Origin of the sequence: Nakamurella sp., from assembly GCF_048594475.1 — a bacterium.
Lineage (GTDB): Bacteria > Actinomycetota > Actinomycetes > Mycobacteriales > Nakamurellaceae > Nakamurella.
Window position 1 is genome coordinate 1 of record NZ_JBMDXT010000204.1, and the last position, 10,552, is coordinate 10,552.

Consider the following 10,552-nt stretch of genomic DNA (forward strand, 5'->3'; position numbering starts at 1 on the left):
CCGGATCTACGCCGGCCGGGCGGGCTGGGACGCCGACCAGCTTGTCGACGAGATCGTCGAAGGGTCCTGGTACGTCGTTCCGGGGCTGCCGGACGACGTGCTGGCCGGGCCGCGGACCGACCTGTGGTTCAGCGTGCTGCGGCGTCAGCCGTACCCGATGTCCCTGCTCGCCTACCACCCCGACGACCCCAGCCGGAACTAACGGAATGCCGCGGTGCTCGGCGGCGGCCGCGGAACTCGGCCACCGAGGTGCCCCCGCACCGTGCTCCAGGGCGGTCCGCCCGCCCGGCCGACCGGCGTGGGCGGGCCGAGCGGGCGGGCTGAGCGGCCGGCCGAGTGGGTCGGCCGAGTGGGCGAGCGGTTGGGCGCGGGCCGTCAGGAGGCGGGATCGGCCGCCGGCTGGGTGCTGCGGGTGAGCTTGCTGCAGCCGCCGCCCCCACAGCCGCACCCGCCGCATCCGGCGCCGCCGTCCGAGCCGGGCCTGCGGGCCGGCAGCGGAACGTGCCGGGCGGCCCGGTCGCCCAGGGTGCCGGCCACGAGCAGGAGGGCGAAGACCGCGGCGAGGCCGACCAGGAACAGGATGACGGCCACGACGGCGGAGATCGGCAGCACCAGGATCAGCACCGCGATCACCGCGGCGACGGCCGCGGCGCCCAGCGCGACCGGGGCGGCCACCCGGTTGGCGACGGCGAAGGCCTCGTCACTGGCCAGGCTGGCCGGGGTGCGGACGCCCATCCGCCCGTCCCGGGTCAACGCCCCGGCGCGCCCGCGCAGGCCGACGAGGCCGGACAGGGCGGCCGGCAGCAGCAGCACGACGGCCAGCGGGATGGTCAGGGCCAGGGACGCGGTCGACACGCCGACCATCCTATTCCGGCCGACCGCGCCGACCGGACTGCCCGGCTCCGACCCGGGGCTGCGCCGGGCCGCCCGCCGGCCGACCCGGGAGTACGCCGGGCTGCCCCCACCGGACCCGGACCCGGGAGTCAGCCGGTCGGCACCGACCGCAGTCCGTGCGCCCACAGATCACGGAGCAGGGCGATCTCGCCGAGGTGGTGGATCGCCTCGCGGTGGATGTGCAGGATCAGCGCTGCCATCGACTCCGACTCGAACCCCGGTTCCCGGCAGTTGGCGGCCAGCTCGGCCGGACCCAGCGCGGTGATCCCGGCCAGCCAGCGGGCGTAACCGTCGTCCAGGTCGGCCAGGGCACCGGCCGCGTCCGGCGGATAGGCGTACGAGAGGTAGTCCATCGGCGGGCCGCCGAAGTAGCGGGCGTTGCGGTCGCCGAAGACGCCGACGACCAGGTGGCTCAGCCGCCAGGCGATCGTCGTCACCGGCGCCGGATCGGCCGGGTCGACCTCGAAATCGACCCGCATCGGGCCGGTGCCCACCAGCGTGGTCGGGGCGCGCGCGCCGGCCGGGCGGACCGACCAGGCGCCGGGCACCGGCTCGAAGAAGTACTCGTCGTCGGTCAGGCCGGTCAGGCGAGGCCGGGCCTGCGCCTCCCAGTGCCACGACAGCTGGGCGGCCAGCAGGGCGCCCCAGTTGGGCTGCGGTACGGGTGCGCTCACCGTTCCTCCTTCGGGTCGGACTCTTCTCGGTTCTCTCGGTTCTCTCGGTTCTCTCGGTCTCAGTCGGTCCGGGTCGGTCTGGGTCGGTCCGGGTCGTAAGGCGCCGGCGTTTCGGTACGGGTGCAGCGTGCCACCGACCACCGACAGTCGGCCCCGGGCCGGGATCACCCGGGTGGGACGAGGTCGGGAGCGTCGGCGGGCGCTTACTTTCCGATCACCATTCGTCACGCAGTGCGCCGGCCGGAAGGATCCGCCATGACCGCTCCCCGTCCCGTGACGGTCGTCCTGGCCGTCCTGGTCGTCGTGATCCAGGTCCTGGTGGCGGTCGTCGCAGCAGTGGTCGCGGTCGCCGCCCCGCAGGACGACCGGACCGTGGCCGTCACCGCGCCGGCCGTCCTGATCCTGGGGTACGCGGTGACCGCCGGGTATCTGTGGGCGGGCCACCGGTGGGCCCGGCTGGTCGCCCTCGCGGTCGCGGTGATCGGCGTCGTCGGCAACCTGTCGGTGATCCTCTACGACGACCACGGAACGACCGTGGTGGCCAACTCGATCGGGCTGGTCCTGGCCGTCCTGCTGCTGGGCCTGCTGGTGGCCCCGCCGACCGTCCGCTACTTCGGGGCCGTCACCGCGACGCGGAGCGGGTGAGCGGGCGGGGGCGGCGGAGTACACTGCGGCCCATGGCGGTGGCCCTGCTTCTTGTCCGGCCGCGCTGATCGGATCGACCCGAACGGTCCGGCGAGCGCGGCGATCCCTCCTGTTCCGCAGGAGGGATTTTTTGTGCGACCAGCACCGGAGACCGGCACAGGCAGGGCCCGCACGGGCGAGAAAGCAGGAGCAGACGGCATGACGACGCAGAGCGCGACCGGGGTCGCCGACCCGACCGGCGAGGACTCGGCTCCGCCGTTCCGGTACACGGCGGCGCTGGCGAACGAGATCGAGGCCCGCTGGCAGGACCGGTGGGAGGCCGATGGCACCTTCGAGGCGCCCAACCCGAGCGGCCCGCTGGCCCCGGCCGACGGCGCCCCGGTGCCGGCGGACAAGCTGTACCTGCTGGACATGTTCCCGTACCCGTCCGGCGCCGGCCTGCACGTCGGGCACCCGCTGGGCTACATCGGCACCGACGTGATCGGCCGCTTCATGCGGATGACCGGGCGCAACGTGCTGCACACCATCGGTTACGACGCGTTCGGCCTGCCCGCCGAGCAGTACGCCGTCCGCACGGGCACCCACCCGCGGACGACGACCGAGGCCAACATCGCCCGGTACCGGGCGCAGCTGCGCCGGCTGGGTTTCGCGCACGACCAGCGGCGCAGCGTGGCCACCACCGACCCCGAGTTCTTCCGCTGGACGCAGTGGATCTTCACCCAGCTGTTCGAGGCCTGGTACGACCCGGAGGCCCGCCGCGCCCGGCCCATCCAGGACCTGATCGACGAGTTCGCCGCCGGCACCCGGGCGACGCCCGACGGCCGGCCGTGGGCCGAACTGGGGTACGTCGAGCAGCACCGGGTGCTGGCCGGACACCGGCTGGCCTACATCGACGAGGCTCCGGTGAACTGGTGTCCCGGCCTGGGCACCGTGCTGTCCAACGAGGAGGTCACCGCCGACGGGCGCAGCGCGATCGGCAACTACCCCGTCTTCCGGCGCAACCTGCGCCAGTGGATGATGCGGATCACCGCGTACGCCGACCGGCTGCTGGACGACCTGGACCGGCTGGACTGGCCCGAGTCGGTGCGTTCCATGCAGCGCAACTGGATCGGCCGGTCGTCCGGCGCGACCATCTCCTTCACGGTCGTCGATGCTTCACGTGAAACGGTGCCCGGCAACGGATCCCACGAGATCGTCGTCTATACCACACGGCCCGACACGCTGTTCGGGGCCACGTACATGGTGCTGGCCCCCGAACACCCGCTGGTCGGGTCGATCACCGCGGCCCAGTGGCCGGAGGGCACCGACGAGCGGTGGACCGGTGGGGCCGGGACGCCGGCGCAGGCGGTCGAGCAGTACCGGCTGGCCGCGTCCCGCAAGTCCGATCTGGACCGCCAGGAGAGCAAGGACAAGACCGGGGTCTTCACCGGTGCGTTCGCGGCCAATCCGGTCGACCCCAGCCGCCGGCTGCCCATCTTCATCGCCGACTACGTCCTGATGGGATACGGAACCGGCGCGATCATGGCGGTGCCGGCCGAGGACACGCGCGACTTCGAGTTCGCCACCGCGTTCGGGCTGCCGATCGTGCGCACGGTCCAGCCACCGGCGGACCACCCGGAGGATCAGGCGTACACGGGCGAGGGCCCGACCATCAACAGCGCCAACGACGAGATCGACCTGAACGGGCTGGACGTCGTCGCGGCCAAGGCGGCCATGATCGACTGGCTGGTGGCCAAGGGCGTCGGGCAGGCCCGCACCCAGTACAAGCTGCGGGACTGGCTGTTCTCGCGGCAGCGTTACTGGGGCGAGCCGTTCCCCATCGTGTACGACGAGCACGGCGTGGCCATCGCGCTGCCGGACGATCAGCTGCCGCTGACCCTGCCGGAGGTCTCGGACTATTCGCCGCAGTCCTTCGACCCGCAGGACGCCACCTCGCAGCCGGTGCCGCCGCTGGCCCGGGCGACCGAGTGGTCCACCGTCGAGCTGGACCTGGGTGACGGGCGCAAGACCTACACCCGCGAGCTGAACGTGATGCCGCAGTGGGCCGGCTCCTGCTGGTACGAGCTGCGATACCTGGACCCGACGAACGCGCAGGCGTTCTGTGACCCCGGGGTCGAGCGGTACTGGATGGGCAAGGATCCCTCCCGGCCGAACGACCCGGGCGGGGTCGACCTGTACGTCGGTGGCGTCGAGCATGCCGTGCTGCACCTGCTGTACTCCCGGTTCTGGCACAAGGTGCTGTTCGATCTGGGCCACGTATCCAGCGAGGAGCCGTACCGGCGCCTGTTCAACCAGGGGTACATCCAGGCGTACGCCTACACCGACGAGCGGGGGCTGTACGTCCCCGCCGATGAGGTGGTGGAGGTGGCGCCGGAGAAGTTCGAGTACCAGGGCAGGCCGGTCACCCGCGAGTACGGGAAAATGGGGAAGTCCCTGAACAACGTCGTCACCCCGGACGAGATGTGCGAGCGGTTCGGCGCGGACACGTTCCGGATGTACGAGATGGGCATGGGCCCGATGGACATGTCCCGGCCCTGGCAGACCCGGGACGTGGTCGGGTCCCAGCGGTACCTGCAGCGGCTGTGGCGCCTGGTCGTCTCGGAGACCACCGGGGAGACGGTCGTCGGCGACGGCGAACCCGACCCGGAGACGCTGCGCCTGCTGCACGCGACCATCGACGGCGTCCGCACCGACTACGCGACGATGGGGTACAACACCGCGATCGCCAAGCTGATCGTGCTGACCAACCCTCTGACCAAGTCGGGCACCCCGGTGCCGCGGTCGGTCGCCGAGGCCCTGGTCCTGATGACCGCGCCGCTGGCCCCGCACATCGCGGAGGAGATGTGGTCGCGGCTGGGCCACACCCGGTCGCTGGCGCACGGGCCGTTCCCGGAGGCCGATCCGGCGTTGCTGGTGGCCGACCAGGTGGAGTACCCGATCCAGGTCAAGGGCAAGGTCCGGGCGCGGATCACGATTCCCGCGGAGGCCGGGACGGCCGCCATCGAGGCGGCCGCGCTGGCCGAGCCGCGGATCGTCGAACTGCTGGCCGGTGCCACCCCCCGCAAGGTGGTCGTCGTCCCGGGCAAGATGGTCTCGATCGTTCCGTAGCGGACCGGGCGACCGGTCCGGTCCGGGCCGGTCGGGACGGGCCGCGGCACCGGCCGGCCCGGTCGGATCGGGTCGGGGCAGGGACAGGAGGGGCGATGACCGACTTCGTGATCGGGTGCTACACCTTCGGCGCCGGCGGCCGAGGTCGGCGCATCGAGGTCGCCCGGCACGATCCGGCGTCGGGGCGCTGGGAGCTGCTGTCCGATCAGGACCTGACCGAGCCGATCGCGGGCGCCGCGACCACCGACCGGGACACCCAACGGGCCACCGGCCAGGCCGAGCGGGGACCGGAGTCCCCCTCCTACCTGGCCTGGCACCCGGACGGGGTGCACCTGTACGCGGCCGGCGAGGAGTCCGACGGGCAGGTGTGGGCGCTGCGGCTGGCCCCCGGCGGGCGGGGGCTCGGCGTCCTCGGGTCGGCCACGACCGGCGGTGCGCATCCCTGTCACCTGGCCGTCGACCCGTCCGGCCGGGTGCTGATCACGGCCAACTACACCTCGGGCAGCGTGGCCGTGCACCGGCTCCGGCCGGACGGCCGGATCGGCGACCTGACCCACCTGGTCCAGCACGAGGGGTCGGGGCCGCACGCCGAACGGCAGGCCGGCCCGCACGCCCACATGGTGTACTTCGCCGACCAGACCCTGGTGCTCGTGGTCGATCTGGGCGCGGACCTGATCGCGGCGTACCGGCTGGACCCGGTCGCCGGCCGGCTCGCGGCCCTGGGTTCGTCCGGCCTGCCGACCGGGTTCGGCCCGCGCCACCTGGTCGCCCTGCCGGGCGACCGGCTGGCCGTCGCCGGCGAGCTGACCGGCGAGATCGCGTTGCTCGCCCTCGCCCGCGACACCGGCGCCGCGAGCGTGCTCGACGTGCGGCCGGCCTCGGACGTGACCGAGTCGCCGGCGGCGCCCAGCGGGATCGGCCGCACGGCCGACGGGCGGTTCGTGGTGATGGCCAACCGCGGCCCGGACACCGTCACCTCCTTCGCGGTCTCCGAGGACCGGCTGTCCCGGGTGGACGAGGTGCCCGGCGGCGGCGACCACCCCCGGGACCTGACCGTGCTCGACGACCGGGTGTACGTGGCCAACCAGGAGAGCGACTCGATCACCGTGCTCCGGCTGGACCCCGAGACCGGGGAGCTCGGGGCCACCGGCAGCCGGTTCGACACGCCCAGTCCCACCCAGGTGCTGCCGATCCCGGCATCCCCGACGACTCCCACGGCGCCTGCCGGCGGACGGAGCTGACATGGCCGACTACCCGATCGTCCGGTTGCAGGTGCAGCGGGGGCCGGTCAAGGCGGGCCGGGCGCCGTTGCGCCACTACGGGCCCGAGGCCATCGTGCCGGTGGACCGCCTGCTGGCCGGGCCGCGCGGGGTCGTCGGGCTGGCCGGGGACGGCGAGGAGATCCTCGACGTGCACCACCAGGACCACCCCCAGTCGCGCGACCGGCGCGGCCGGGCCGGCGTGCTGTTCATGGGGACCGGTGACTACGTCGCGCTGCGCGCCCGGTACGGCGAGCACCTGGTGGACGGCATCGCCGGCGAGACGGTGCTGCTGGACGCGCCGGCCGGGCTGGCCCGGCTCGACCTGCCGCCGGTCGCGACGATCGCGACCGCCGACGGCCCGCTGGAGCTGCACGACGTCCGGCCGGCCGACCCGTGCGTGGAGTTCAGCCGGTTCTGCCTGCGCCAGGAGCCCTCGCCGGTGGTGAGCGCGGACGTGCGCCGGGCGCTGGCCGACCTGGACCACGGCGCCCGCGGCTACCGGTCCGTCGCGGTCAACGCCGGCACCGTCCGGATCGGCGACGTGGTGTCGATCGGATGACCGCGTTGCGCGACCGGGCCGCGTTCCGCTCCGCCTACGACGAGGCGATGCGGCGCTGGCCACCCGGCACCGCGGTCGCCGACCTGCCCTCGGAGTTCGGCCTGACCCGGGTCTACTCGTGCGGCCCGGCCCAGGGCCGTCCGGTGGTGCTGCTGTCCGCCTACGGCGCCACCAGCCTCGAGTGGAACGCGCTGGCCCACGACCTGGCCGCCGACCACCGCGTGCACGCGATCGACGTGCCCGGTGATCCCGGGGGCAGCGTCGCCGACGGCATCCCGATCGACGTCCCGGAGCGGATGCGGGCCTGGCTGGTGGGGGTGCTGGACGGGCTGGGCGCGTCGTCCGCGCACCTGGTCGGTCATTCGTACGGGGCGTGGATCGCGCTCGATCTGGCGCTGCACGGGTCCGGCGGCGCGCCGGCCCGGGTGTCCGGGCTGACCCTGCTCGACCCGACGATGTGCTTCGCCCCGCTGGTGAAGAGCTATATCTTCCGGGCGACGCCGGTGATGATGCGGCCCTCCGGCGAGCGGCGGACCGGGCTGATCAAGTGGGAGACACGCGGGGTGCCGCTCAACCAGGACTGGCTCGCGCTGACCGCCCTTGGCACCGACGCGTTCGGGCTCACCACGACCGTGTCGACCCGGATCCCGCCGGCCTCGGCGTTCACCGCCCTGACCGCGCCGACCACGGCGCTGTTCGCCGGCCGGGGCCGGGTCAACCCGACCCGCAGCGCGGCCCGGCGGGCCGCCGCCCGATCGCCGCTGATCACCGCGCGCATCCTGCCCGACGCATCCCATTACGGCCTGCCCATGACCCATCCCCAGCAGGTCGCCGCCGCCGTCCGGCCGGCCTGACCCGCGCGGATCATCTTCGCCTGCGCGGATCAAATCGCACCGAATGTGCCGGGTGGGACGGGAGTCGACGACTTCATCCGCGCGGGGCCGGATGCGAACCGGGGCATCGTCATGGCGGGGCCGATCACCCCGCGTCGAGCGCCCGCAGCCCGAGCAGCAGCGCGGTGTACCTGTGCCGATCGAAGGCGAAGGTCACGGGCGGGATCTCGGACTCCGGCGGATGGCCGTGGCACCGCGGGTACTCGAACCGTATGTCCCGCCACTCGACGGTGTCCCGGGAAAAGACGACGAGCGCGGTGACGGCGCCGCAGTCCAGCGAGCCACACTCCGCGCAGACCAGCAGCGCGGTGCGGCCGTCGTCCCCGTCGGGCCAGTCCCGGCCGAGCAGCCGGTCGATCTGTTCCAGCGCCTGGTCCGGCGCGTCCCCCAGCATCGTCACCCGCTCGAAGCCGCGCCCCTCGTCGCCCTCGTCGGTGAGGTGCTGTCGAAGCGGCGCGCCGTCAATGGTCCAGTCCAGGACGGTGGTGGTGACGCGCTGCAGTGTTCCTGGTCCGCGGCGGCCGTCCGGCACCAGGTAGTGATAGGCCGTCTCGACCTCCGCGACACCGAGATCGACGAGCTGCGCCGACGCTCGATCGGGATCCACGGCCACAGTCTTCCCCCACACCCGGGGCACGCCGCGCCCGGCCGGGCACAGTCGCGCGGGACGTCGACGGCCTCGGCAGTTCCGCGCACAGACATCAGGGCACCGGCGGATCTGCGGCCTGGCCGGGCGTCATCGCTCCGCCAAGGCGCTGAACCGTGCCCTCAGGTCGAGCAGTACGGACTCGTACTGCCGCCGATCGAAGGTGAAGGTGGTCGTCGGCTGAATCAATATCAGAGACTCGGACGGTCTTTGCCAGCCGAGGTCGCGCCATTGCACGGTGCCCGATCCGGTCACCAGCTGCGCGCTGAGAACACCGCAACCCGGGTCGAAGCAGGGACAGATCAGCAGGGCCACTCGGCCGCCGCTGACGTCCGGTGGGGTGGTGCCCACCAAGTGGTCGATCTGGCTGACCGCTTCGTGGGGGAAGTCGTCGATCAGCATCGTGATGCTGCGCTCGCCGCCGCCGGCCTCCTCGACCGTCCCTTCGAGATCACGAAGCGGCGCGCCGTCAATGGTGAAATCGAGTATCGGGTGGGTGACCGGCTTGAGCGTCGAGCCCCACCACCGCCTCCGTCGCACCGGCTCGTGCCAGGTATAGCCGTCCTTGACGACACCGAGGGTCGAGATCACAGGGCCCCATGCTGCCCCAACCCGACACGGGAACCACGTGGCGCCACCCCGGGGCACGCCGCGACCGTTCGACGTGGCGCGGCGATCCGTCAGGAGGAGCTGAGACCCCTGAGGTGGAGCGGCGTCGCCGGTCCCGAGCCCGAACGCCGACGGCCCCGCCCCGCACAGGGCGGGACGGGGCCGTCGGCCGGAGGCAGGATCAGAAATCGATCTCGCCGGTGATGAACTTCTCCACGTTGTCGCGGGCCTGGTCGTCCGGGTACTGGACCGGCGGGGACTTCATGAAGTACGACGACGCCGACAGGATCGGGCCGCCGATGCCGCGGTCCTTGGCGATCTTCGCGGCGCGGACCGCGTCGATGATGACGCCGGCGGAGTTCGGGGAGTCCCAGACCTCCAGCTTGTACTCCATGTTCAGCGGGGCGTCGCCGAACGCGCGGCCCTCGAGGCGCACGTAGGCCCACTTGCGGTCGTCCAGCCACGGCACGTAGTCGCTCGGCCCGATGTGCACGTTGCGCGCACCCATGTCCCGGTCGACCTGGGAGGTCACGGCCTGGGTCTTGGAGATCTTCTTGGACTCCAGCCGGTCCCGCTCGAGCATGTTCTTGAAGTCCATGTTGCCGCCGACGTTCAGCTGCATGGTGCGGTCCAGGATGACGCCGCGGTCCTCGAACAGCTTGGCCAGCACCCGGTGGGTGATGGTCGCGCCGATCTGCGACTTGATGTCGTCGCCGACGATGGGCAGGCCGGCGGCGCGGAACTTCTCGGCCCACTCCGGGGTGCTGGCGATGAACACCGGCAGCGCGTTGACGAAGGCGCAGCCCGCGTCGATGGCGCACTGGGCGTAGAAGCGGACGGCGTCCTCGGAGCCGACCGGCAGGTAGCAGACCAGCACGTCGACCTGCGCCTCGCGCAGGGCGGCGACGACGTCGACCGGCTCGGCCGGCGACTCGGTGATGGTCTCCAGGTAGTAGCGGCCCAGGCCGTCGTGGGTGACGCCGCGCTGGACGGTGACGCCGGTCGGCGGCACGTCGGCGATCTTGATGGTGTTGTTCTCGCTGGCGTTGATCGCCTCGGACAGGTCGAAGCCGACCTTCTTGGCGTCGACGTCGAACGCGGCGACGAACTCGAGGTCGCGGACGTGGTAGTCGCCGAACTGGACGTGCATCAGACCCGGCACGGTCGACCGCGGGTCCGCGTCCTTGTAGTACTCGACGCCCTGGACCAGCGACGACGCGCAGTTCCCGACGCCGACGATGGCCACTCTGATGGTGCTCACT

At 72.6% G+C, this 10,552-nt stretch carries 11 protein-coding genes; 6 read left to right on the forward strand and 5 right to left on the reverse strand.

Going from position 1 to position 10,552, the window contains the following annotated elements; all coding sequences use genetic code 11:
• On the forward strand, nucleotides 1-202 hold a 202-nt coding region (locus ACOJUF_RS09615), incomplete at its 5' end, for a YqgE/AlgH family protein (protein WP_420121635.1).
• Nucleotides 203-375: 173 nt separating this feature from the next.
• On the opposite strand, the gene ACOJUF_RS09620 is transcribed toward ACOJUF_RS09615, so the two are convergent.
• Both ACOJUF_RS09620 and ACOJUF_RS09625 read right to left on the reverse strand, forming a co-directional pair.
• Complete coding sequence (locus tag ACOJUF_RS09620; protein WP_420121636.1) at nucleotides 376-855, reverse strand: SdpI family protein; 480 nt, start codon at nucleotides 853-855, stop codon at nucleotides 376-378.
• Nucleotides 856-983: 128 nt separating this feature from the next.
• Nucleotides 984-1,568: a DinB family protein gene (locus tag ACOJUF_RS09625; RefSeq protein WP_420121637.1), complete on the reverse strand. Its 585-nt coding sequence runs from the start codon at nucleotides 1,566-1,568 to the stop codon at nucleotides 984-986.
• A gap of 255 nt (nucleotides 1,569-1,823) precedes the next feature.
• On the opposite strand from ACOJUF_RS09625, the gene ACOJUF_RS09630 reads away from it, so the two are divergent.
• The 5 genes from ACOJUF_RS09630 to ACOJUF_RS09650 all read left to right on the forward strand — a co-directional run bounded on the left by ACOJUF_RS09630 (nucleotide 1,824) and on the right by ACOJUF_RS09650 (nucleotide 7,996).
• Entirely contained in the window at nucleotides 1,824-2,213 is a 390-nt protein-coding gene (locus tag ACOJUF_RS09630; protein ID WP_420121638.1) for a hypothetical protein, read from the forward strand.
• A gap of 198 nt (nucleotides 2,214-2,411) precedes the next feature.
• Nucleotides 2,412-5,321 (forward strand): leucine--tRNA ligase, encoded by a 2,910-nt coding sequence (gene leuS / locus ACOJUF_RS09635; protein ID WP_420121639.1) that lies wholly within the window; start codon nucleotides 2,412-2,414, stop codon nucleotides 5,319-5,321.
• A gap of 95 nt (nucleotides 5,322-5,416) precedes the next feature.
• Entirely contained in the window at nucleotides 5,417-6,562 is a 1,146-nt protein-coding gene (locus ACOJUF_RS09640) for a lactonase family protein (RefSeq protein WP_420121640.1), read from the forward strand.
• Nucleotide 6,563: 1 nt separating this feature from the next.
• Entirely contained in the window at nucleotides 6,564-7,142 is a 579-nt protein-coding gene (locus tag ACOJUF_RS09645) for a hypothetical protein (RefSeq protein WP_420121641.1), read from the forward strand.
• Nucleotides 7,139-7,996, forward strand: coding sequence for an alpha/beta fold hydrolase (locus tag ACOJUF_RS09650; protein WP_420121642.1), 858 nt, complete (start codon nucleotides 7,139-7,141; stop codon nucleotides 7,994-7,996). The genes ACOJUF_RS09645 and ACOJUF_RS09650 overlap by 4 nt, the downstream gene beginning before the upstream one ends.
• A 124-nt stretch (nucleotides 7,997-8,120) precedes the next feature.
• On the opposite strand, the gene ACOJUF_RS09655 is transcribed toward ACOJUF_RS09650, so the two are convergent.
• From ACOJUF_RS09655 to ACOJUF_RS09665, 3 genes are all read right to left on the reverse strand, one after another.
• Entirely contained in the window at nucleotides 8,121-8,642 is a 522-nt protein-coding gene (locus ACOJUF_RS09655) for a hypothetical protein (RefSeq protein WP_420121643.1), read from the reverse strand.
• Nucleotides 8,643-8,771: 129 nt separating this feature from the next.
• Nucleotides 8,772-9,272, reverse strand: coding sequence for a hypothetical protein (locus ACOJUF_RS09660; RefSeq protein ID WP_420121644.1), 501 nt, complete (start codon nucleotides 9,270-9,272; stop codon nucleotides 8,772-8,774).
• 199 nt (nucleotides 9,273-9,471) lie between these two features.
• Nucleotides 9,472-10,551: an inositol-3-phosphate synthase gene (locus tag ACOJUF_RS09665; protein WP_420121645.1), complete on the reverse strand. Its 1,080-nt coding sequence runs from the start codon at nucleotides 10,549-10,551 to the stop codon at nucleotides 9,472-9,474.
• Between the last annotated feature and the right edge of the window lies 1 nt (nucleotide 10,552).